This is a genomic window from Rhodanobacter sp. A1T4 (assembly GCF_014207185.1).
Lineage (GTDB): Bacteria > Pseudomonadota > Gammaproteobacteria > Xanthomonadales > Rhodanobacteraceae > Rhodanobacter.
The window spans coordinates 17,807-42,254 of sequence record NZ_JACHCP010000010.1; the positions used below are offsets into that span (position 1 = coordinate 17,807).

The following is a 24,448-nucleotide window of genomic DNA, read 5'->3' on the forward strand; positions in this document are numbered from 1 at the left end:
CGCACGAAGCCGGCGAGGTGGTAAGCGCCTTGGCTACGAACGGGGTTATCCCGACTAAAACACACTTGCTGCTAAGCGTCAAAGCATTTGGACGGCCATATGGCGCTGACATGGTGCGATTGAGAAGCAATTTGCCGTCGCGCGATCGGCTTATCTTGACGATCGGGAGCAGGCTACGCTTCTTTAACAACGGCACAGATCCTCTGCTGATGCGGCCTGCGTGGGCATACCAGTTTGGCGAAGCCGCTCCCCGGTAGCTCGCCACCCACGCCCGGCTCGGTGATAATCGCCAGATGCCGCCAATCACCCGCTTTGCCCGCCGCCTGTTCATCCAACGATCGTCCATCCCCGTGCTGCTTGTCGCCGCGGCGTTGGGCTGCACGCTCGCGGCACCTTCCGTGCAGGCACGGCAAGATGGCAAGACCGGTAGCGAGCAGGCTGACGCCAAGCAGAAACTGGCCGACATCCAGGCCAAGATGAACGCGCTGGCCAAGCAGCAGGCCGACACCGCCACCCGTCGCGACAGCGCCAATGCCGAACTGGCCAAACAGGCAACCGCACTGGCCACGGCAGCCCGCGCGGTTCACCAGACCGACACCGAACTGACCGCCAAGCAGAAACAGCTCGATGATCTGCAGCAGCAGCAGGCCACGCTGAAGCAGAGCCTGGATAGCCAGCACGCTGCCATCGGCGAACTGCTGCGTGCCACTTATGCGCTGGGTCAGGGTTCGGACCTGCGCCTGCTGCTGGGTGATGAAGACCTGGCACGCATCTCACGCGCGCTGATGTACTCGAAATATTTTCAGCAAGATCGGGTGCAGCGTGTTCAGCAACTGATGTCCGATCTGGCCAAGCTGCAGGAATTGCAAACCGCGATCAGTGCCGAACAACAGGCCTTGGAAGCTACCCGCGTGCAACGACAGCAGCAGGCCAAGACGCTGGCCCAGCAGCGGGCCGCGCAGCAGAAGCTGGCCGCCGAAACCGACGCGCAATACAAAGATCAAGCGCAGAAGCTGACCGTGCTGAAACAGAACGCACAGGCGCTGAACGAGCTGGTCGCCAAACTGCAGAAGGCAATCGACGATGCCGCGCGCGAAGCGCAGGCACAGGCGGCCGCCGCGCGTGAGGCGGCGCGTAAAAAGCATCCCGGGCAAAACCTGCCGCCACCGCCACTGGACGTCGGCAAGGCGACCGCCAATATCCGCGGCAATTTGCCATGGCCGGCCAGCGGCGTGGTCAACAGCTTCGGCAACGGCGTGCTGATCAAGGCGGCGGGCGGCAGCGAAATCCACGCGGTGGCACGCGGCCGGGTGATCTATGCCGGCTTTCTGCGTGGCTACGGGATGCTGCTTATCGTCAGCCACGGCAACGGCTGGCTCAGCATGTACGGTAATAACGAGACCCTGCTGCACGGGGTGGGTGACCAGGTCGAAGCCGGTTCAGCGATTGGCACCGCCAGCCCGACGACTGGCGTCAACACCGGCGTATATTTCGAATTGCGCCGGGACAACCAACCGGTGGACCCGCGTAGCTGGTTGAGCCAGCGCCGTTGACGCCAACAACATGCTATCGCAGGCTAGGATGCTGCCGTTGATGAATTTCACCGGGCTCGAGCTGTCTCAATCCGGGTTATCTCAGTTTCCACTCTCTTTCCGTCGGACTGCGGTACGACGTTTATTTGTTTCACGGAGCCATTCCATGCGTCGTTCTTTCCGCGGCCAGATCGCCCTGCTGACGTCACTACCCCTGCTGCTGGCTCTACCTTTTGCGCAAGCGCAGACAGCGCCTGCCGCCGATACCAGCGTGGCATCTCCGGCCGATATTCCCGCATCGACAGGCACCACCGCCGCGCCCGCGAGTACAAGCTCCAGCCCCGATCAGGTCGACCTCGACGATATCCGCAATTTCAGCCGCGTCTACGAAGTGGTGAAACAGGCCTATGTGGAAAAGGTCGATGACAAGACGCTGATGAAGGCCGCGATCACCGGCATGCTCAGCGGGCTAGATCCGCACAGCGAATACCTCGACAAGGACGGCCTGGCCCAGCTCAACGAGGACACGACTGGCCAATACAGCGGTCTGGGCATCGAAGTGTTGCAGGACGACGGCGCGCTGCGGATCGTTTCGCCAATCGATGACACCCCCGCATCGCGCGCCGGCATCCAGGCTGGTGACACCATCGTCAAGATCGATGGCACCGTGATCAACTCGGAAAATATCGACGACATGTACGCCAAGCTGCGCGGCAAGCCGGGCAGCAAGATCGATCTCACCATCGTGCATGCCAAGAGCGACAAGTTGATCGATCTGCATCTGGTGCGTGAAACCATTGCGGTCAGCAGCGTCAAGGTGCGTGAGCTCGAACCCGGCTATGCCTATATCCGGATCAGCCAGTTCCAGGACGATACCGCCGGAGATCTCGACAAAAAACTTGGCGAACTGATCAAGAAGAACGGCCCGCAAAAAGGCGCCGTGCTCGACCTGCGCAACAATCCCGGCGGCCTGCTGACGGCGGCCGTCGCGGTTAGCGACGACTTCCTCGATAGCGGTATCATCGTCAGCACGCGCGGCCGGCTGCAGGATTCCAATATGAGCTTCAACGCGCACCCCGGCGACCTGCTCAACGGCGCATCGATGGTGGTGCTCACCAACAACGGCACCGCATCGGCCGCCGAAATCGTCTCCGGCGCGCTGAAAGACAATCACCGCGCCCTGCTGATGGGCCAGCGCACATTCGGCAAGGGCGTGGTGCAGACCGTGCTGCCGCTGGACGCCGATCACGCCGTCAAGATCACCACCGCGCGCTATTACACGCCCAACGGCACCTCGATCCAGGCCGAAGGTATCAAGCCGGATATCGCACTAGCCGACCTCACGGTGAAAAAAGCCGACAGCCCTGCCTCGCTGATCAGCTCCGAATCCGACCTGCCCAATCACCTAGCCAACGAAAATGCCACCACCGGCGACGACATCAACAACGACGGCAGCGCCGATGACGCCAAACTGGCGACCGGTGACTACGCGTTATCGCAAGCACTTAATGTGCTGAAGGGCATTGCGTTGGGGCATGCGACCAGTTCGCGGCGCTGAGATAAAACTCCGCTATGCATTCTCATGATTTAGCCGTTCAAACGGCTAAATCATGAGCCACTCTCCATGAGAACTAGCGCTTGCCAGCCGGCAGTTCGGCGGTCGACCAGCCACCACCCAGCGCCTTGATCAATTGCACGCTGGCGCGTAGCTGGTTGGTGTTGAGCGTGAGCAGGCTACGCTGAGCGTCGAGTGCCGTGGTCTGGGCCTGCACCACGTCGAGATAACCCACAGCGCCTTCCTTGTAGCGTTCCATCGAGAGATCGACGGAGTGCTGGGCGGCATCGGCGGCGTCTTTCTGATCGGTTCTGGCCACACCGATGTGATCGATCTGGGCCAGATTGTCCTCGACCTGCGCGAATGCATTCAATGCCACACCGCGATAGCGCGCGCCTGCTTCATCGGTAGCAGCCTTGGCGGCGCGCACGCCGGCCTTGCGCTTGCCGCCGTCGAAGATCGTCTCGAACAGCGAGGGGCCGATCGCCCAGAAATGATTCGGCGCGGTGAGCAGGCTTGGGTATTGCGCGCTCTGGAAACCGCCCTGTGCACTCAGCGTCAACGACGGAAAATACGCGGCGCGGGCAATGCCGATACGCGCATTGGCCTCAGCAACACGGCGTTCGGCCGCTGCGATATCCGGGCGACGCTGCAGCAGGGTGGTCGGTACGCCGATCGGCACCTGCGGCAGAGCGATCGTATCAGTCTGCGCAGCCAGCTTGAACGTACTGGCCGAGTCACCGACCAGCACAGCGATTGCGTCCTGGACTAGCGCTCGCTGTGCCAGCGCCTGTGACCATAGCGACTTGGCCGAGGACAGCTGCGACTGCGCGCGCGCCACGTCCAGCCCTGACACGATGCCGCCGGTGTGCAGCGTCTGGGTCAGCTTCAACGCCTTTTGAAACGCGTCGATGCTTTGCTGGAACAATGCGATCTGCTGATCGAGTCCGCGCAGCTGAATGTAGTTGTCGGCCAGCTGAGCCTGCAGGCTCAGCTGCGCCGATGCCAGATCGGCGGCAGATGCCTGCGTCTCGGCCTTGCTAGCTTCTACCGTATTGCGTACGCGGCCCCACAGATCGACCTCGTAATCAACCTCGGCACCGACAGTAAACGAGTTGTAATCTGCTGGCGACGCATTGGGACCGGTCAGCGAGCCGCGCAATGGCTTGGTATCGGATTCACGATCGCGCTGACCATTGGCGTTGGTACTGACGGTCGGGAAAAGTGCCGAACGCGCCTGCAGATTGAACGCCTGCGCCTGCCGGTAATGCGCCAGCGCCGCGGCGATATCGGCATTATTGGCGAGCAGGCGCTGCTGCAATTGATCGAGCTGCGCGTCGTGATAGATCTGCCACCACTGATCGCGCGGCAGCTGATCGGACGGCTGCGCGGTCTGCCAGAGACTACGGCTGTTATCAGACGCGTCCTGGTAAGACGCAGCAACCGGTACGGTCGGCACCTTGTATACCGGCGCCAAAGAGCAGCCGGCGAGCGCAATGACGATTGCCAGCGGCATACTGCGCAAAAGCAAGGCCGACTGCGCTAGTCGACGCCGGCCCGGAATCTCAGGCTTTGTCATCGGGCTTGCTCTTGGCTTGCGGCTCGGAAATCTTGACTTGATCGCCGTTGACCAGACCATCCGGCGGGCTGTCGATCACGCGATCGTCCGCGGCGAGACCGGAACCGATCTCCACGGTCTTGCCGTAATCATGCAGGATCGTCACCGTCTTGAACGTCACCTTGTTGTCGCTGTCCACCGTCGCCAGATGCAGACCGCTAGCGTTGAAGATCAGCGCGCTAGCCGGTACGCGCAGCCCGGCGGCATTGGCGTCCAGCTTGAAGCGCACATTGGTGAAGCTGCCCGGCATCAGCTTGCCGTCGGCGTTGTCGACCGACAGCTGGATCAGCGTGCTGCCGGAGCTGGCATTGACCGCCTGCGACGAGGCGTCGACCCTGGCGTCAAATGTGCGACCCGGATATTCCGGCACGGTGAGCTGTGCGGTGGCACCCGCGGGAATCGACGGCACGAAAGTCTGCGGCACCTGCACGTAGACGCGCAGCTTGCTGACGTCGGACACCACGAACAGCGGCTGACCACCACCTGTGCTGCCCGCGTTGATCAGCGCACCGACATCGGTATTGCGCGCAGTCACCACACCATCGAACGGCGCGACGATGCGGGCGTAAGCCTTGGTTGCCTCGATGCGATCGACATTGGCCTTGGCCGCGTTGGCGAGCGCGCGCTTGGCGGTGAAGTCACCGGTTTTTTCGTCCACTTCCTGCTTGGCAACCGAATCGGAGCTCAGCATGGCCTGCCAGCGCTTGGCCGTGGTCGAGGCCAGTGCCTCATTGGCCTGCGCACTGGCCAGATCGGCCTTGGCCTGCAGCAGTTGCTGATCCAGATCCGGCGTGTCGATCTCGGCCAGCAGCTGGCCAGCCTTGACGCGCCCACCGATGTCGACCTTCCAGGACTTGAGATAGCCAGCCACGCGCGCATACATCGGCGCCTGCGTGTAGGCCTCAATGCGTCCGGGCAGCTCGAGCGGCGAGCCGGCGCCGTTCTTTTCGGGCGTGGCAACGTTGACGGTCGGCACCGTCTGTTCGTTGGTCCAGGTTTTCAGATTTTTGGATTCGACCACGCGGGTGGCGATGCCGATGATCACGACAACGATCACCACCACCAGAGCGATCAGCCCGGCCAGCCGAACTCCGCGATGCGAGGGTGGCGTGGGCTTGGGAAAAGTGGACTCAGACATGGGCAGGCTCTCCGGAGGCGGGCGCCGGATCAGGTTTGTGGACATAGCGCGCGTGGATGATGCTGAACACCACGGGCACGAAAAAGAGTGTTGCGGTTGTTGCGAAAATCAGGCCGCCGATCACGGCGCGACCCAGTGGCGCATTCTGCTCGCCGCCTTCGCCGAGACCCAGCGCCATCGGCGCCATACCGATGATCATCGCCAGCGCCGTCATCAGCACCGGGCGGAAACGGACGAAGCCGCCTTCCAGTGCCGCCTCCAGCGCATTGCCATGATCGTGCAGGCGCTCGCGGCAGAAGCTCACCACCAGAATCGAGTTGGCCGTGGCCACGCCCATGCACATGATCGCACCCGTGAGCGCCGGCACCGACAGCGCCGTGTGCGTGACGAACAGCATCCACACGATACCAGCCAGCGCGGCAGGCAAGGCGGTGATGATCACGAACGGATCGCTCCACGACTGGAAGTTCACCACGATCAACATATAGATCAGCACCATCGCGCCGAGCAGACCAAACAGCAGACCCGAGAACGCGCTATTCATCGTCTTGACCTGACCAAAGAGCTCGACGTGGGAACCTTTCGGTAACTCTTTGTCGTGTGCCGCAATCACTTTCTGGATATCGGCCGAGACGCCACCAAGATCACGATCCTGTGTGGTCGCGAAAATTTGCACCACCGGCTGGATGTTGTACTGATCGACCACCGCATTGGTCGTTTGCCGGCTGACTGTGGCCAATCCACCCAGCACCTGCGAGTTGCCGTTGCTGCCGGTGACCGACAGGTTGCGCAGCGAGGCGAGCGAATCCAGCGTGTACTGCGGTGTCTGCAACACGATCGGGTAGGAAATGTCATTCGCAGGATTGAGCCAGAAAGTCGGCGCCACCTGACTGGAGCCGGCGAGGTTCACTACCAGACTGTTGGTGACATCGCGCTCGGTGATGCCCAGCAACTGCGCCTGGGTACGATCAACGTTGATGTTGAATCCGGGGTTCGCCTGCGACTCCTGGATGCGTGCATCGGCAATGCCCGGGATGCGCTTGATCTCACGTAGCAGCGTGTCGGCATATTTGAAATTGGCCGGCAGCTTTGGGCCACGGATCTGCAGCGCGATCGGCGCGGGCGAACCGAAGTTCAGGATCTGGCTGACGATATCGGCCGGCGGAAAGGAGAACGTCACACCAGGGAATTCGTGCGGCAGTTTTTCGCGCATCTGCCGCACGTAGTCGGCGGTCGGGTGATGGCCCTCGTTCAGCGCGATCTGGATGTCGCCATCCTGCTCGCCGATCGTGCCGGTGTTGTTGTAGGTATTGTTGATGCCGGAGTTCGACAGGCCGATATTGTCGACCACGGTGCCAAGCTCGCTGGCGGGAATGATGCGTTTGACGCTCTGCTGGATCCGCGCAAATAGCTCAGCGCTCTGCTCCAGTCGGGTGCCCACCGGCGCCCGCACGTGCATCAGGATCTGACCCGCATCCACATCGGGGAAAAAGTTGCGGCCCAGCATCGGCACCAGCGCGAACGAGAGCACCACAAAGGTCATGAAGCCGATCACGAAAATGCGCCGGTGCTCCATCGCCAGTGCCAACAGGCCGTGATAGCTCGCCCGCACCTTTTCGAAGCGGGCTTCAAACGCACGCTGGAAGCGCACCAAGAGATTGCGCGTCGGCTTCACTTCCAAGTGCTGACCATGCTCATCGACATGCGGATGCAGCAGATACTTCGCCATCGTCGGCACCAGCGTGCGCGACAGGATGAACGAGGCAATCATCGCGAACATCACCGCTTCGGCCATCGGCACGAACAGGAAGCGCGCCACGCCTTCGAGGAAGAACATCGGCACGAACACGATGCAGATACACAACAGCGAAACGAATGCCGGCGTAACGATCTGTGCCGCACCATCGAGGATCGAGCGCTCGACCTGTTTGCCCTGCTCCAGATGCCAGTTGATGTTCTCAATGGTCACCGTGGCGTCGTCGACCAGGATACCGACCGCCAGCGCCAAACCACCCAGAGTCATGATGTTGAGCGTTTCGCCGATCGCCGACAGCGCCGCGATGGACGAGAGAATCGCCAGCGGGATCGACACCGCAATGATGACGGTGGAGCGCCAACTGCCGAGGAACAGCAAAATCATCAAACTGGTCAGCGCCGCCGCGATAATGCCTTCGCGCGCCACACCCGTGATCGCCGCACGCACGAAGATCGACTGGTCGCCGATCGGCGCAATCTTGAGGTTGTCAGGCAGGGTCGCCTTGGCATCTTCCATTCGCTGGCGGATACCGGCAACGATGGCCAGAGTCGAAGCAGAACCATTCTTCAACACACTCATCAGTACCGAACGGCCACCATCGACATGCACGATATTGGTTTGCGGCGGCGCACCGTCGAGCACGTGCGCGACATCGCGAATGTAGATGGTGGTGCCATTGACAGTTTTGACGGGCAGATCAGCCAGCCCCTGCAGCTCGCCGGGCGCATTGTTGAGCTGCAGCGTGTATTCGAAATTGCCGATCTTCTGCGTGCCGATCGGCGTGATCAGGTTCTGCGCCGCCAGCGCGTTGGCCACATCGTTGGCAGACAGTCCGCGCGACTGTAGTGCCGACGGGTCGATGTCGATCTGCACCTGACGGGTTTTGCCGCCATACGGGTAAGGCACCGCGGCGCCGGGCACCGACACCAGCTGCGGACGCAGGATATTCAACGCCAGATCGCCCAAATTTTGCTCGGTCAACCCTTTGCCCGATAGCGCCAGCTGCAGGATCGGCACGGTCGACGCGCTGTAGTTGAGGATCAGCGGCGGAGTGGTACCGGGCGGTAGCTGGCGCAGAAGCGTCTGCGATACAGCGGTCACCTGGGCGTTCGCGGTGGCGACGTTGACCGTTGGCTGGAAGAAAATCTTGACGATGCCGAAGCCGACGATGGATTTCGACTCGATGTGCTCGACGTCATTGACCGTGGTGGTCAGCACACGCTCGTATGGCGATGTGATGCGGCCTTCCATCTGATCGGGCGGCAGACCGGTGTACTGCCACACCACCGCGATCACCGGAATATTGATATCGGGAAAAATATCGGTCGGCGTGCGCATGGCCGACAGGGGGCCGATGATCAGGATCAGCAACGCCAGAACAACGAAAGTGTAGGGTCGCGATAGCGCGATCCGCACGAGGGCCTGCATGGAGTATCCCGCGATAATGTTGCGTAGCAGCGAATTTTGCCACGGCGCGCCATCGCACCACCGTTTTGGCGCATGAAGATATTTTCATGCGCCAAAACGGTGGTGTGTCAGACAGCCCCTGTGGCAACAAATAACCCAAACAATCAATACTGTAACAGCGACTTTGTATCGAACCTTTTCACGCGCCAGCGGCATCGAGGCAATGCAGACTCAGTCGGGCACCTCGCTCGCTACCTGCAATTTCCAGCGTGTAACCGTGCAGCCGCGCTATCGCACTCACAATGCTGAGCCCCAACCCTGAACCGGGCGTGCTGCGGCTGCTCTCGGTGCGGTAGAAACGACGCGTTACCGCGTCACGTTGATCCGGCGGAATGCCTGGCCCGCTGTCGCTCACGTCGACCCACGGACCATCGTCGGCCGTACGCGCCCGAATTTCCACCAGGCCTCCCGGCGGTGTGAACTTGATCGCATTGCCAACCAGGTTGCTCAGCGCCTCGAGCAGCAAGTGTCGATCGGCATGGATGAAGGGAAGCGCTGGCAGATCCAGCGCCAGCTGCTGGCCGCGATCTTCCGCCAGCGGCAGATACAGTGCATGCACTTCACGCAGGATCTCGGCGAGATCGACATTGTCGAAACCGACCCGGCGGCGCTGATTTTCCAGTTCGGAAATACGCAGCAGCGCCCGGAAGCGATCAAGCAGTGCATCGGTGTCGACCATGCATGCGTCGAGCGCTGCCGTCTCGTCGCTATCCTCGCCAAACTGCTGCTGCAGGCGATACAGCCGCGAGCGCAGCCGCGTCAGCGGCGTGCGCAGATCATGCGCGATATTGTCGCAGACGCCTTTCACTTCGCCGAGCAACCGCTCGATCTCGTCGAGCATCGCGTTGACGATGCCGGCCAGCATGTCGAGTTCATCGCCGTGGCGACTCACCGGCAAGCGGCGTGCCAGATCGCCCTGCATGATCGGCATGGTGGCCTGCCGGATCGCGTGCACGCGTCGCCAGGGTCCGCGACTGAGCAGCAGTCCGCCGAACAGGCCAGGAATCACGGTCAACGAAAGCCCCCACAACAGTGCCTGCAAAACAATCGTGCCAATGCGGTCGACGATGCTGGTATCGCGCGTAATCAGCAAAATGCGGCCGTCCTGCAGTCGCACCGCTGCGGCGCGCACGCGGCCGTGCTCATCACTACTGCTGTCGTTGCGCGCCACGCCCCGTTGCAACAACGCCACCGGGCCGTTGACCGGCACCATCGCCGGCAGCGTCGTGATCGTGCCCGATAGATACTTGCCCTGCGCATCGAACACGCCCCACGCGTTCAGGCGGCGCGTTTCCAGCCTGTCGTAGTCGTTCAGTGCATGCAGCCGCGTGCGCTCGTCGAGCATCGAAAAGTACGTGGCCTGACGACCGATCAGGTCATTGGAAACGCGGCCCAGATAGCTGGCCGCCTGCCAGTAGATCAGCCCTATCACGACGCCGCCCCACAGCGCGAAGAACGTACCGTAGATCAGGATCAGGCGCGCGGTGGTGGAACGCCAACTGTCAGTCAGTTTGCGCAAGGCTGTATCCCGAGCCACGCACCGTGTGGATCAGCGGCGCCAGTCCGGCCACATCGATTTTTCGACGCAGCCGGCCGATATGCACGTCGATCAGATTGGTTCCGGGATCGAAATGAAAACCCCATACGGTTTCGAAAATCATCGTGCGAGTGAGTACCTGCCCCGCATGGCGCATCAGAAATTCCAGCAGCTTGAACTCGGTCGGTAACAGCGACAGTTCCTTGTCGGCACGACGCGCCACATGCCGCACCAGATCCAGCTCCAGATCGGCAACGGACAACACCGTCTGCGGTACCTGCGGACGGTGTCGGCGCAGCAGCACCTCCACGCGGGCCAGCATTTCGTCGGGCGCAAAAGGTTTGGTCAGATAGTCGTCACCGCCTGCACGCAGGCCGCGCACGCGCTCGTCCACATCGCACAGCGCGCTGATCATCAGTACGGGCGTAACGACGCCCTGCGCTCGCAACTGGGTCACCACGCTGAGGCCGTCCATGCCGGGCAACATCATGTCCAGCGTGATGGCGTCGTAGCAGGGATCGGCTGCACGCAACAGGCCTTCGCTGCCATCGGCAATGCGATCGACGTCGATGCCGTGACTCGTCAGCTCCGCCGCGATTTCGCGGGCGGTGACGTCGTCATCTTCGATCACCAGAATGCGCGGCATCGGTGCGGATCTATCCAGTAGAAACAGCAACTAGCATAACGAAACGGCCTCCAATGGAGGCCGTTCGTGGTCAATCATGCGTCGGATGTTCAGGCGGCGAACAGGCCACGCATCTTCTTCATCGCATTAGCCTCGACCTGACGGATGCGCTCGGCAGACACACCGTACTCATCGGCCAGATCCTGCAGCGTGGCCTTGTCATCGTCGAGCCAGCGGCGTTGGACGATATGGCGCGAACGCTCGTCCAGATGAGCCAAGGCGTCGGTCAGATTCTGCATCTGGTTGTCGGCATAGTCGGCATCGGACACGTTCTCGTACGGGTCGGCGCTGTCGTCGATCAGGAACGCCGCCGGTGCCGGCTTGGCATCGTCGTCGGCATCTGCCGGCGCTTCGAAGCCGATATCACGACCGGACAAACGCGATTCCATCTCGCGCACGGTAGCCTCGGGCACACCCAAGTCCTGCGCCACGGTGCGCACCTCGGTGGCATTCATCCAGCCCAAGCGCTTCTTGCTCTTGCGCAGGTTGAAGAACAGCTTGCGCTGCGCCTTGGTGGTGGCGACCTTGACGATGCGCCAGTTCTTCAGGATGAATTCGTGCATTTCGGCACGGATCCAATGCACTGCAAAGCTGACCAGGCGAACGCCCTGATCCGGGTCGAAGCGCTTCACCGCCTTCATCAGGCCGATATTGCCTTCCTGAATCAGGTCAGCCAGTTGCAGGCCGTAGCCGCTGTAGCCACGCGCCACGTGCACCACGAAGCGCAGGTGCGACATCACCAGCTTCTTGGCCGAGGCCAGGTTGGCTTCTTCGAGGAAATCACGCGATAGCGCCTGCTCCTCTTCAACACTCAGCACCGGTATGCGATGAACGGCGGAAATATAAGCATCCAGACTGCCCACGACGCTGGGGAGTGGCAGGCTAGCGGTCACCAAAGACTGGGACATGAGTCGAACCTCCATAACAGGATGACAATTTAGCACTCGGTTACTATGAGTGCCAAAGACCGCACAAGTTCTCGGCCTTTAATGAACTAGATGGTACAACAAATACCAAGGGATATCCAGATGTCGAGGTCACTCAGTCAGGTCAGTAAACGGCCAGGCGGTATCAGTAACCTCTACTCATGACTTTAAGAGGGCGAAATATGGCTCCGCCCTGCTGCGTCTAGCGCACTGTTCAACTTATCTTGGCCGGTGCTCTGCTCAGCGATCGTGAATTGATGGCAGGCCGACGTCGCTTAATCAGAGAATGTTCAACAGAAATGCTTTTGCAACCGCTTGCGTTTTATTGGTTGCGTTCAGCTTGGCTAGACTACTCGTGATGTGAAACGTGACTGTGCGCATGGAAATGCCCAGTATTGTGCCAATTTCATCCGCCGTCTTTCCTCCTGCGCTCCATCGTAAAACTTCAATTTCACGGGCGGTTAATTGGTAATCCTCACCTGATCGGATGTCCCTGGTTTCTATGGCGCTGATCAGCCCATGGGTGACGTGCGATAGCCAAACCAGCTGTGGCTCCTTGTCCGCCAATTCCGAAGCCGTCACTTTATCGTGCGTCCGTGCAAGAGACAGCATTCCGGTCGTCATGTGCTTGCCGTGAGTGGCTAGTGCCCATCCGTGCCGAACGCCGTGGGCATTTGCCTCTTCCCAAAAAGCAGGCTGACTCTCGAAATGATCGCTCGCCCAGATAACGGGGGATAAATCTCGGGATGCTTGCCGAATCAGTGGGTCGCTATCGAGATAGTGATTCGTAAAATAGTGTTCGAGCCACTTGGCCGGATAGGTGCTGGACCAAGTGACGACTGGACTGGCGACCGGGAAAGGTACACGAAGAACGTACGAGCAGTATTCAAAGCCAAGCTGATCAACAATGACTGCAAGCGCTTTCAAAATTCCAGCCGAAGACCCTGCCGCTGAAGACAGTTGGTCCAAGCAATCTTCACGCCAAGCCTTCACTTTTATTCCCCTCCGTTACCGTGTGGAATCTAACAGTTTGCTGTCTAACAAACTGGGGCTACGGTGTAGACCTCGCATTGCCATGGAAGCACAATGAGCTCGCAGCCCCGTACAACCTCCCAAGCTGCACAGGTATCTCTGGACGGCTATATACGTATGACGTTTGAAGTTTTTTCAAGATTGAACTTTATTCGAAAGCTGTCTTGGGAGGACCATAACCTCATTGAGAACCTCATCCCAGAAGGTATTCAGGCTTCTTGTGCAGGCTATTGCGAATGGGCAACGAGCGGAACTCATCATGTGAGCATCGGCTGGGCTTGGTTTGCTCTTCCTGACGGACGACAATTCATGGCTCCGGGAGGAATAAGCAGTAACGTCATGCTCGTTACGCAAAACCGTTACGACCTCGGAATGGAAAGGACAAGCGAGTTACTGAGTACCTGGCTGTCCACCGAACAATGGCAATCTCAGCAACACCACTCGATATCTGAACTTGTACGTCCACCGCTTTCTTGAGGACTTGCGATACGTCTTTTCAGCATCACCAAGACAGATCCGCAGACCTAAATTACTCCTTTCGTCAACTGTACAAGCTTCCAGTTATCGATAGGTAAGGAATCTTCTCCAATGCCGTTATTCCCGATCCCCGGAGTCACGGCACATGCTGACAGTTGTGACTGGCACGGCAAGCCAACTGCCTCCCGGTCTTGAGACGGCACTTGCCGTCTACAGGTACGAGGTTTTTATAGACGCGCTGCAATGGCAGCTTCCTGTCGAAAATGGGTTAGAGCGCGATCAATTTGATCGGCCAGATACGCTGTATGCCATCGCAAGGGATGTGAACGGCAGCGTTTGCGGCTGCGCACGGCTGTTGCCGACCACCAAAGCGTACTTGCTCGACGAGGTTTTTCCGAGCCTCATGAATGGCGCACCCACGCCGCACGCCCCGGATGTCTGGGAGTTGTCACGATTTTCGACAATGGCCACGAACCAAACTTCCACACCATCGCGCGAAGAACTGAGAAGACGCTTCTGCTCGCTATTCGCGGCCGTAGTCGAGGTTGCCACCACGCAAGGTGCTGTGCGACTCATTACCTTCACAGCCCTTGGCGTCGAGAGAATACTCCGGAATATCGGCATGCACGCGCATCGGGTGGGGCCGCCTCAAATGATTGATGGCGAGCCCGTCCTGGCCTTGTGGATCGAATTGGATGACCACACGCGGAGAGCCCTGAATCTGCCGGCGACTGATGCTGTGAGATTGAAACATTAAAAAAGAAGGCCGCCAGACGGATGAAATCATCCGTCTGGCGGCCTTTCAAAGCTCAATCATTCCCGGACACGTCCTATGAATTCCTTGGCCACTTCCAGACGGCCACCGGGAATCACATAGATAGATGCTTTGCCCTCTGTGGGCTACTGTAGAAACCTACAGGTATGAATAATTTTCTATCGCTACGCCTGAGTCCACATAGCTGAAAACAGCTAATAAAGTGATCTGCCGTTCATCGCCTGAGGCTCGCAGCTACCGCATCAAGGCATCGCCCGCACCATTGGCAGCCAGCGCACGAAACTACGCTCAGCTGTGTGGAGCCCCTCAATCGAGTCAATGGCAATCACATTATCCGACCAACCTACGAAATTAATATCAATTAAATCAATATTTTATGAAATATACCGATTTCAGGATTCTCGTCAAGCGGGTTTGCAGGCGAGTCCGATAGCCTGAGAAACAAGTCGAGATCAGGATGCCGCCGGCAATGTGCTGATGGCGCCGTTGCCAAGAATGTATGGCCACGGCGCCATCCAGACCGATTTCGCAAATTCTTTTGATGAAATCATCCTGCCGGTGTCAACCGCATGGCCTGGAAGCCGTTGAAAACACTCTGCCGATGATGCTGACGACGGCACTGCCGTCCGGGATGATGCTGTTTTGATTAATGAAAGTACGGTAGTAATGAGTGACGAACCCCGAGCAGATTGTTTATGAGCACCGTCACTCCGAACGCAGCCGGTCATCACCCCCACAAAAGACGCGGATGGCTCATCACGATCGTGGTGATTGTCATTCTGGTGGTTCTTGTGGTGTTTCATCTCTTGAACGGCAAGAAAGAGAGAGTCGGCACGCCAGCACAGGTGGTCAGCGCCGCCACGGCGACCCTGGGCAGCATGCCGGAAACCTTGAGCGAACTCGGCACAGTCACTCCGATCGCCACTGTCAATGTGCTCCCGCAGTTGAGCGGTTACCTGACCGGGGTTGGTTATCAGGAAGGCCAGGACGTAACGAAGGGGCAATTTCTCGCCCAGATCGATCCGCGCCAGTACGAAATCAGCAAGCAGCAGGCGCAGGCGCAATTGGCCAAGGACCAGGCAACGCTGAACCAGGCCCGCGCCGATCTAGCCCGCTACACGCAGCTGCACGAGCAGAAGTCGATTGCCGAGCAGACCTACGCCGACCAGAGGTTCACGGTGCAGCAGGACGAGGCCGCCGTGCAGTCTGACCGTGCCAGCATCGCGCAATACGATCTCGATCTCACCTACTGCCATATCACCGCGCCGGTGGCCGGACGGGTTGGCCTGCGGCTGGTCGATCCCGGCAACTATGTCACGCAATCGACCTCACCGGGCATCGTGACCATCACTACGATGAAGCCGACCACGGTGCAGTTCACCGTGCCGCAAAACGCGCTGAGCAAGGTGCTGGCCCGCTTCAATACCGCCCGATTCAATAGCAACAGCAGCAAGCTGGCCGTCACGGCTTACAACAGCGACAACACCAAGCAGATCGCGACCGGTTCGCTGTATGCGCTGGGCAATCAGATGGCCACGGGTACCGGTACGGTTAGCCTGCGCGCCACCTTTGCCAACGATGATGAAGCGCTGTTCCCGAGCGAATTCGTCAACGTCAAACTGCTGGTCGATACCCTGCAGAACGCTGTACTGGTGCCAACGCCAGCGGTGCAGAGTGGCGCACCGGGGGATTACGTTTATCTGGTCAACGCCGACCAGACCGTCTCCGTGCACAAGGTGACGCAGGGCCCGAGCGACGGCAAGAATACCGTGATCCTGTCGGGCCTTTCGGCAGGCCAGCAAGTGGTCACCGATGGCATGGACCGCTTGAGCGACGGCGCCAAGATCAAGATCGCGTCCGCCAGGTCCGCCAAGCCGGCTGAAGCTGGCAGCACCGACGCGCCCGCATCGTCCGGTACCAGCGCGCAGCAGCCACGCGGAAAGCGGACACACGACACCGCCTCCGCCTCACACGCTTCGTAAGCGGCAGGCAGGCGATCCGATGAATATTTCCCGCCTGTTCATACTCAGGCCGGTGGCAACGTCACTGCTGATGATCGCCCTGGTGATGGTCGGTCTGGTGGCGGTGAAGTTCCTGCCGGTCTCGTCCCTGCCCGACGTCGATTACCCGACGATCCAGATTCAGACCTTTTACCCTGGGGCCAGCCCTACGGTGATGGCGACCACGGTGACCGCGCCGCTAGAAGTGCAGCTGGGCGAGATTCCAGGCCTGCAGCAGATGACCTCGAACAGCTCGGCCGGGGCTTCGGTCATCACCCTGCAGTTCGACCTCTCACTCAATCTCGACATCGCCGAGCAGAACGTGCAGGAGGCGATCAATGCCTCCAACAGTCTGCTGCCCACCGGCCTGCCGGCGCCACCGACTTACGCCAAGGTCAACCCGGCCGATCAGCCGATTCTCACCCTCGCTGTGACATCCACCTCGATGTCGCTGCCGCAGCTGCAGGACGTCGCCAACAACCGGCTCGGCGCGAAGATTTCCGAAGTGTCGGGTGTCGGCCTGGTCACGCCGGCCGGCGGCAATGTGCCAGCGGTCAGGGTCGAGGCCGACCCGCAGAAGCTTGCTGCGTACGGACTCAATATCGATGATCTGCGCTCGCTGATCGCCAACGTCAACGTCAGCCAGCCCAAGGGCAACTTCGACGGCCCGGAGCTGGATTACACGATCAATGGCAATGACCAGATCCAGGATCCGAAGGATTACCTGAGCACGGTCATCTCGTACCAGAACGGTGCGCCAGTTTTCCTGCGTGACGTCGCCCGCGTGACCCAGTCCGCGCAGAACACCGAGCAAGGCGCCTGGTACAACAAGACCCAGGCCATCGTGCTTAACGTCCAGCGCCAGCCCGGCGCTAACGTGATCGCCACGGTCAACCAGATCAAGCAGCAGCTGCCGCAGCTGGAGTCGACGCTGCCGGCGGGCATGAAGGTCGAGATCGTGTCGGACAGCACCGGCGTGATCCGTTCATCCGTCTCAGACGCGGCGTTCGAGCTGATCCTGGCCATTGCGCTGGTGGTGCTGGTGATCTTCGTGTTCCTGCGCAACATACCGGCCACGATCATTCCGAGTATTTCCGTGCCGGTCTCGTTGATCGGTACGCTGGCGGCGATGTACGAGCTGGGTTACTCGATCGACAACCTTTCGCTGATGGCGCTGATCATCGCTACCGGTTTCGTGGTCGATGACTCGATCGTGATGATCGAGAACATCGTGCGTTACCTGGAAGAAGGCCGGACGCCGCTGGAGGCCGCGCTCGAAGGCGCCGGGCAGATCGGCTTCACCATCCTTTCGTTGACCATCTCGCTGATCGCCGTGCTGATCCCGCTGCTGTTCATGGGCGGCGTGATTGGACGTCTATTCAGCGAATTCGCAGTCACTCTGGCGGTGACGATCGTGCTCTCCGGCATCGTCTCACTGACCCTGGTGCCGATGCTCTGCGCGCGCCTGCTCAGAGCGCAGGTGGATCGCCACCCCAGCCGCTTCGAGCGGATCAGCGAGGGCCTGTTCGACAAGACCCTGGCAGCCTACGAACGTGGGCTGCGCTTTGTCATGGCGCGCCAGACGCTGACGCTGATGGTGTTCCTTGGAACGCTGGCGCTGACCGTGATCCTCTACATCGTCATTCCCAAGGGCCTGTTCCCGACGCAAGACGTCGGTGTGATCCAGGGCATCAGCGTCGCCGACAATTCGGTGTCGTATACCGCGATGGTAGAACGCCAGTCAGCTTTGGCCGAGGCGATTTTGAAGGATCCGGATGTCGCCGGTCTCACCTCTTACGTCGGCATCGACGGCACCAACACCACGCTCAACAACGGCCGCTTCCTGATCAATTTGAAGGATCGCGGCGATCGTTCCTCGACCGCTGCCGAAATCGCCCGGCGCGTGCAGACCGAGGTGACGAATGTATCGGGCATCAAGCTGTTCCTGCAGCCCGAGCAGGATCTCACCCTCGACACCACCATCTCGCCGAACCAGTACCAGTTCGTGCTGCGCGGGCCGACCCAACAGGCCTTTACGCAGTACGTGCCCCAACTGGTCGCGCGCATGAAAAAGATTTCGTCGATCACCGACGTCACCAGCGATCTGAACAACAACGGCCTCAGCGTCAACGTCGAGGTCAATCGCCAACTCGCCGCACGCTACGGCATTACCCCGGCGACGATCGACAACGCGCTCTACGATGCACTCGGTCAGCGCATCGTCTCGACGATCTTCGATCAGTCCAGCCAGTACCGCGTGATCCTGGTGGCCAAACCGGAAAGCCTGCCGACGATCGAATCGCTCGGCAACATCTACCTGCCCAGCCAGACCGGCAGCAGTGGACAGGTGCAGCTGAAAGGCATCGCGGCGATTCAGGTCACCAAGTCGCCACTGGTGATCAGCCATCTGGCACAGTTTCCGGCCGTCACCATTTCGTTCAATCTGGCCAAGGACGCCTCGTTGAGCAAGGCGGTGGACGAAGTCAATCAGGCCGAGCTGGCGGTGCATCTGCCGTCGTCGATCACCTCGTCATTCCAGGGCGCCGCGCAGGCGTTTCAGGATTCGCTGTCGAGCGAGGTCTACCTGCTGATCGCCGCTCTGGTCGCTGTCTATATCGTACTTGGCGTGCTGTATGAGAGTTTCATCCACCCGGTGACGATTCTTTCGACGTTGCCATCGGCTGGCATTGGCGCGTTGGTAGCGCTGATGATTGCGGGCGAAGATCTGGACGTCATCGGCATTATCGGCATCGTGCTGTTGATCGGCATCGTCAAGAAGAACGCAATCATGATCGTCGACTTCGCACTCGAGGCCGAACGCGAACACGGCAAGTCGCCGGAAGAAGCGATCTTCGAGGCGTCGCTGCTGCGCTTCCGGCCGATCCTGATGACTACGCTGGCGGCGATGCTTGGCGCGTTGCCGATGCTGCTGGGTACCGGCACCGGTTCGGAGCTGCGCCGACCGCTGGGCCTAGCCATCATCGGCGGCCTGACCTTGAGCCAGGTGCTGACGCTGTTCACCACGCCGGTGATCTACCTGCTCTTCGATCGCATGGCGCTGCGCTTCCGGCGCAAGCGTTCGGAGCCGTCTTCAGGGTCGTCGTCTGATCAGGCGATAGAGCACACGCCGTGAGTATGTCGCCGTGAGCATTCCTGGCGTCTTCATCAAACGGCCGGTGGCGACGACCCTGCTCGGTGTTGCCATCCTGCTGTCCGGGCTGTTGGCATATTTTCGCCTGCCGGTGGCGCCGCTGCCGAACATTACCTTTCCGGTGATCGTGGTGCAGGCGAGCATGGCCGGCGCCAGTCCGGACATCATGGCCTCGACCGTCGCCGCACCGTTGGAGCGGCGCCTCGGCACGATTGCCGATGTCAGCGAACTGACGTCTACCAGTTCGGTCGGCTCGACACAGATCACCATCCAGTTTGGCCTCGGCCGCGATATCAACGGCGCCGCTCGCGACGTGCAGGCGGCACTTCAGGCCTCACGCGCCGACCTGCCTTCCACGCTGCGCAACAACCCAACCTATCGCGAATACAACCCTTCCGATTCACCGATCATGGTGCTGGCGCTGACCTCGGAAACGCTGACGCGCGCGCAGCTCTACGACTCGGCCGATTCGGTCATCCAGCAGCAGTTGTCGCAAGTCGATGGCGTGGGCCAGATCACATTGGGCGGTAGCGCACTGCCGTCGGTACGCGTAGAGCTGCAGCCGGATCAGCTCAGCAGCTATGGCATTGGCCTGGAGGACGTGCGCGCGGCGATCAGCGCGGCCAACGCGAATAGCGCCAAGGGCCATATCGATCAGGGCAACCAGCGTTTCGAGGTCCTGTCCAACGACCAGATCAACAAGGCCGCACCCTATCGTGATCTGGTCGTGGCCTATCGCAACAACGCCGCGGTGAAATTAAGCGATGTTGCCGATGTCGAGGATTCCGCCGAAAACATCCGCAACGCCGGCCTCTACAACGGCAAGGACGCCGTGCTGGTGATCGTCTTTCCATTGCCGGGCGGCAATATCGTCAAGACCGTCGCGCAGATCCGCAAAGTGCTGCCATCGATCGAAGCGACGCTGCCACACGATGTGCATGTCGGCATCGCTGTGGATCGCTCGCAGTCGGTGAACGCGGCGGTGGGCGATACCGAACGCACGCTGTTCATCGCCGTGCTGCTGGTCATCGGCGTGGTGTTTGTGTTCTTGCAGTCGCCGCGCGCGATTCTGGTGCCGGCGGTGGCGCTGCCGCTGTCGATCGTCGGCACCTTCGGGCCGATGTATCTGCTCGGCTACAGCATCGACAATCTATCGCTGATGGCGCTGACCATCGGCACCGGTTTCGTGGTCGATGACGCGGTGGTGGTGTTGGAGAACATCGTGCGCCACGTCGAGGCCGGCATGGATGTACAGGAGGCCGCGCTGGTCGGCAGCGCAGAGGTCAGCTTTACGGTGATCTCGATGAGCTTGTCGCTGATCGCAGTGTTTTTGCCGATCCTGCTGATGCCCGGCATTGTCGGCCTGCTATTCCACGAATTCGCGGTGACGCTGTCCATCGCGATTCTGATCTCGCTGGTGATTTCGCTCACCATCACGCCGACCATGGCGGCTTTCGTACTGAATCGCAAAACGCTGCATTCAAAGGCACGCTGGGCACTGTGGTACGAGCGGCAGTTCGAGCGCTTCCAGAACGCCTACTCGCGTACGCTGACCACGGTACTCGATCACGCGCTGCTGGTCGGCCTGACGCTGATCGGCCTGATCGTGCTCAACGTGTTCCTGATCAAGCTGCTGCCGTCCACGTTCTTTCCGGAACAGGACAACGGCATCCTGATAGGCCAGATCATCGCCGATCAGAGCATCTCGTTTCAGGCGATGGAGAAAAAGCTCGCACAGCTGCAGGCGATCGTGAAGAAGGATCCTGCGGTCGCCTCGGTAGCCGGTTTCACCGGCGGGCGCGCGCTGAACACTGCCAACGTCTTCATCGAGCTCAAGCCGCTGGCAGAGCGCAAGCTCTCAGCGACCGAAGTGGTCGATCGCCTGCGCCCGAAGCTCAATGGCGTGTCCGGCGCCAAGCTGTTTCTGCAAGCGGCGCAGGATCTGCATATCGGCGGCCGCTCATCGGCGGCCGAATATCAATACACGTTGACCAGCGATGACCCCAATGCGCTGTTCACCTGGGTGCCCAAACTGGTGACCGCGCTGGGTAAAGACCGCAGCCAGATGTCGGACGTTAACTCGGACCTGCAGCAAAACGGCCTGCAGATCTACGTCAACATGGATCGCGCCACGTCGGCCCGGTATGGTTTTGCACCAAATCAGCTGGACAGCGTGCTTTACGACGCCTTCGGCCAGCGTACCGTGTCGACCGTCTACAATCAGCTCAACCAGTATTACGTCGTCATGGAAGTTGCACCGAAATATTGGCAATACCCGCAAATGCTCGACCGTATCAAATTCAGCACCGCTGCGGGTAATGCAAGCGGTACAGCGCAGACACAGATGTCGAGCGCGCTAGTGACAGGCGTGACTGCCGAGTCGGCGGAAACATCGACGCAAAGTTCCTCGTCCACCAATGCGCTCAACGCCAACGCCGAGGCCAACCAGCTCACCAACGCCATCTCGAACGCCAAGGGCGGCAGCTCCAGCGGTAGCGCGGACAGCACTTCAACCGAGACGCTGGTGCCGTTTCCCGCGCTGGCCACCTACGTCAGCAATCACACCGCGACGCAGGTCAGCCATCAGGGCGGCCTGGTTGCCGCCACGATTTCGTTCAACCTGCCGCCCGGTGGTTCGCTGAGCAAGGCTACCGAAGAAATCGATCAAGTATCTCAGCAGCTGGGCCTGCCGGCATCGATCCACGGCAGCTTTGCCGGCGCCGCACAGGTGTACGCGCAATCCATGTCGACCATGCCGCTGCTGATTCTGGCGGCGCTGGGGGCGGTCTATATCGTGCTCGGCATCCTCTACGAAAACACCGTGCACCCGATCACCATTCTTTCCACCCTGCCATCGGCGGGCATCGGTGCCACGCTGGCACTGCTGATCTTCGGCACGCCGTTCTCGGTGATCGCGATGATCGGCATCATCCTGCTGATCGGCATCGTCAAGAAGAACGCGATCATGATGATCGACGTCGCCATTCACCTGCAGCGCGACGAAGGCTATGAACCGCAGAGGGCGATCCACGACGCTGCCGTCGTGCGCCTGCGGCCGATCATGATGACCACCGCCGCCGCCGTGCTTGGCGCCGTGCCGCTGGCCATCGGCATTGGTCAGGGCGCGTCGCTGCGCCAGCCGCTGGGCATTACCGTGATGGGCGGCCTGATTCTCAGCCAGGTCTTCACGCTTTACACCACGCCGGTGATCTACCTCTATCTCGACCGCCTGCGGGCCAGGCTCGCCAGGTGGTCGGAAACGCTGCCGTGGAACAGACGATCGGACGCAAGCGCATGAACATGAAGATATCCCTCACAGTCCTCGCTTCTTCGCTGGCCCTGTTGCTCGGCGGTTGCATGGTCGGCCCCGATTACCAGCGTCCGAAAGTTGCCGTACCCACCCAGTACAAGGAACTGCCCGGGTGGACGGTAGCCGAACCTTCCGCCGCCGCGCCGAAGGCTGACTGGTGGACTGGCTTTGACGATCCGCTGCTCAACCAACTCGAACCCATGGTGTCGGTATCCAACCAGACCGTGCGGCAGGATTACGCCAACTACCAGGAAGCGCTGGCCGAAGTGCAGCAGGCCCGCAGCGGGCTGTTCCCGACTATCGGCGTTACCGGCTCGGGCACGCGCGAACGCAGCGGCAGCTCAAGCACGAGCGCGGCCAGTGGCACACGCGGCAGCGTGATCAACTCCGGCTCGCTCGAAGGCAACGTCAGCTGGGCCCCGGACCTGTGGGGCAAGGTCCGCCGCACCATTGAAGAAAACAAAGCGACCGCGCAGGCCAGTGAAGCGACGTTGGCCAATGCCACCTTGTCCGAGCAGACCGCCCTGGCAACCGCCGTCATCGAATTGCGTGTGGCCGACGCCAATATCGACCTGCTGCAGAAAACCGTCGATGCGTACAAGGAGTCTCTGCGCGTGGTTGGTAATCAAGGCGCTGCTGGTACCACACCGCCCTCCGACGTCATCAGCGCGCGTACCCAGCTGGAGAATGCGCAGTCCAGTCTGCTCGCGCTGGGCGTGTCGCGTGCGCAGTACGCGCACGCCATTGCCGTCCTGGTCGGCAAAAATCCGGAAGAACTCGACATCCCGCACAGCACGACCTTGCCCACACTACCCTTGGTACCCGCTGGCGTGCCGTCGACCCTGTTGCAGCGTCGGCCGGACATCGCCGTGGCCGAGCGGCAGATGGCCGCGGAAAACGCGGCGATCGGCGTCGCCGTGTCAGCCTACTACCCAAGCCTCTCGCTGTCGGGCGCCGATGGCTTTTCGCAATCGCCGTTGGCCGGCCTGCTGCACGTCGCCAATCACATCTGGTCGCTCGGCGCCGACGTCAGCGAAACCGTGTTCGATGGCGGCGCACGGCATGCCGAGGTCGCTGCGGCCAAAGCAGCCTATGAGGCGTCGGTCGCCAACTATCGAGGCACCGTACTGACGGCATTCCAGAACGTGGAGGATGATCTTTCCGGGCTGCGCATCCTCGCCCAGCAGGGTGACGTGCTGGACTCGGCCGTGCGTGACGCCAGCCGCGGAGCCGACATTGCATTCAATGAATATCAGGCCGGCACGGTCGACTACACCACCGCCGCCACCGCGCAGGCAACCAAGTTGAGTACCCAGCAAAGTGCACTGAGCGTGCAGCAGCAGCGTCTGCTCGACACGGTGTCGCTCATCGGCGACATGGGCGGCGACTGGACGGCCAGCGCGCTAGGCGATCCGGGAAAATCCTCGACCAGGCATTGATGTCGAAGCCGCTACTCGAGCGATCAGTCGCATATAGCTACATCGAGAAC

The 24,448-nt window shown here is 60.6% G+C and carries 15 protein-coding genes; 8 read left to right on the forward strand and 7 right to left on the reverse strand.

Annotated elements, in window-relative coordinates:
• Positions 1-293: 293 nt before the first annotated feature.
• Both HDE80_RS18480 and HDE80_RS18485 read left to right on the forward strand, forming a co-directional pair.
• Positions 294-1,553 (forward strand): peptidoglycan DD-metalloendopeptidase family protein, encoded by a 1,260-nt coding sequence (locus tag HDE80_RS18480; protein ID WP_184673336.1) that lies wholly within the window; start codon positions 294-296, stop codon positions 1,551-1,553.
• Between the two features lie 145 nt (positions 1,554-1,698).
• On the forward strand, positions 1,699-3,090 hold the full coding sequence (locus HDE80_RS18485; protein WP_184673338.1) for a S41 family peptidase: 1,392 nt from the start codon (positions 1,699-1,701) through the stop codon (positions 3,088-3,090).
• 73 nt (positions 3,091-3,163) lie between these two features.
• Here HDE80_RS18485 and HDE80_RS18490 read toward each other — a convergent pair whose 3' ends face one another.
• The 7 genes from HDE80_RS18490 to HDE80_RS18520 all read right to left on the reverse strand — a co-directional run bounded on the left by HDE80_RS18490 (position 3,164) and on the right by HDE80_RS18520 (position 13,183).
• Complete coding sequence (locus HDE80_RS18490; RefSeq protein WP_221437715.1) at positions 3,164-4,666, reverse strand: efflux transporter outer membrane subunit; 1,503 nt, start codon at positions 4,664-4,666, stop codon at positions 3,164-3,166.
• Complete coding sequence (locus tag HDE80_RS18495) at positions 4,653-5,843, reverse strand: efflux RND transporter periplasmic adaptor subunit (RefSeq protein ID WP_184673340.1); 1,191 nt, start codon at positions 5,841-5,843, stop codon at positions 4,653-4,655. The genes HDE80_RS18490 and HDE80_RS18495 overlap by 14 nt, the downstream gene beginning before the upstream one ends.
• Complete coding sequence (locus tag HDE80_RS18500) at positions 5,836-9,027, reverse strand: efflux RND transporter permease subunit (RefSeq protein WP_184673342.1); 3,192 nt, start codon at positions 9,025-9,027, stop codon at positions 5,836-5,838. The genes HDE80_RS18495 and HDE80_RS18500 overlap by 8 nt, the downstream gene beginning before the upstream one ends.
• Before the next feature lie 178 nt (positions 9,028-9,205).
• Positions 9,206-10,585 (reverse strand): HAMP domain-containing sensor histidine kinase, encoded by a 1,380-nt coding sequence (locus HDE80_RS18505; protein WP_221437716.1) that lies wholly within the window; start codon positions 10,583-10,585, stop codon positions 9,206-9,208.
• The gene (locus HDE80_RS18510; RefSeq protein WP_184673346.1) at positions 10,569-11,249 is read right to left on the reverse strand and encodes a response regulator transcription factor; all 681 of its coding nucleotides are present in this window, start codon (positions 11,247-11,249) and stop codon (positions 10,569-10,571) included. The genes HDE80_RS18505 and HDE80_RS18510 overlap by 17 nt, the downstream gene beginning before the upstream one ends.
• Before the next feature lie 89 nt (positions 11,250-11,338).
• A complete protein-coding gene (gene rpoH / locus HDE80_RS18515) occupies positions 11,339-12,196 on the reverse strand; it encodes an RNA polymerase sigma factor RpoH (RefSeq protein WP_184673348.1) in 858 nt (285 codons plus the stop codon).
• A 297-nt stretch (positions 12,197-12,493) separates the two neighbouring features.
• Positions 12,494-13,183 carry an autoinducer binding domain-containing protein gene (locus HDE80_RS18520; protein WP_184673350.1) on the reverse strand — a complete coding sequence of 230 codons (690 nt, stop codon included), beginning with the start codon at positions 13,181-13,183 and terminating at the stop codon, positions 12,494-12,496.
• Positions 13,184-13,300: 117 nt separating this feature from the next.
• Here HDE80_RS18520 and HDE80_RS18525 point away from each other — a divergent pair, with 117 nt between their 5' ends.
• The 6 genes from HDE80_RS18525 to HDE80_RS18550 all read left to right on the forward strand — a co-directional run bounded on the left by HDE80_RS18525 (position 13,301) and on the right by HDE80_RS18550 (position 24,398).
• Positions 13,301-13,723 (forward strand): DUF4902 domain-containing protein, encoded by a 423-nt coding sequence (locus HDE80_RS18525; RefSeq protein WP_184600379.1) that lies wholly within the window; start codon positions 13,301-13,303, stop codon positions 13,721-13,723.
• A 145-nt stretch (positions 13,724-13,868) separates the two neighbouring features.
• Positions 13,869-14,480 carry an acyl-homoserine-lactone synthase gene (locus HDE80_RS18530; protein ID WP_184673351.1) on the forward strand — a complete coding sequence of 204 codons (612 nt, stop codon included), beginning with the start codon at positions 13,869-13,871 and terminating at the stop codon, positions 14,478-14,480.
• A gap of 713 nt (positions 14,481-15,193) precedes the next feature.
• Positions 15,194-16,480 (forward strand): efflux RND transporter periplasmic adaptor subunit, encoded by a 1,287-nt coding sequence (locus tag HDE80_RS18535; protein ID WP_184673353.1) that lies wholly within the window; start codon positions 15,194-15,196, stop codon positions 16,478-16,480.
• A gap of 19 nt (positions 16,481-16,499) precedes the next feature.
• Positions 16,500-19,631: an efflux RND transporter permease subunit gene (locus HDE80_RS18540; protein WP_184673356.1), complete on the forward strand. Its 3,132-nt coding sequence runs from the start codon at positions 16,500-16,502 to the stop codon at positions 19,629-19,631.
• A 10-nt stretch (positions 19,632-19,641) separates the two neighbouring features.
• Positions 19,642-22,947, forward strand: a complete 3,306-nt coding sequence (locus HDE80_RS18545; RefSeq protein ID WP_184673358.1) for an efflux RND transporter permease subunit — start codon at positions 19,642-19,644, stop codon at positions 22,945-22,947.
• Positions 22,917-24,398 carry an efflux transporter outer membrane subunit gene (locus HDE80_RS18550; protein WP_345776478.1) on the forward strand — a complete coding sequence of 494 codons (1,482 nt, stop codon included), beginning with the start codon at positions 22,917-22,919 and terminating at the stop codon, positions 24,396-24,398. The genes HDE80_RS18545 and HDE80_RS18550 overlap by 31 nt, the downstream gene beginning before the upstream one ends.
• Positions 24,399-24,448: the final 50 nt, after the last annotated feature.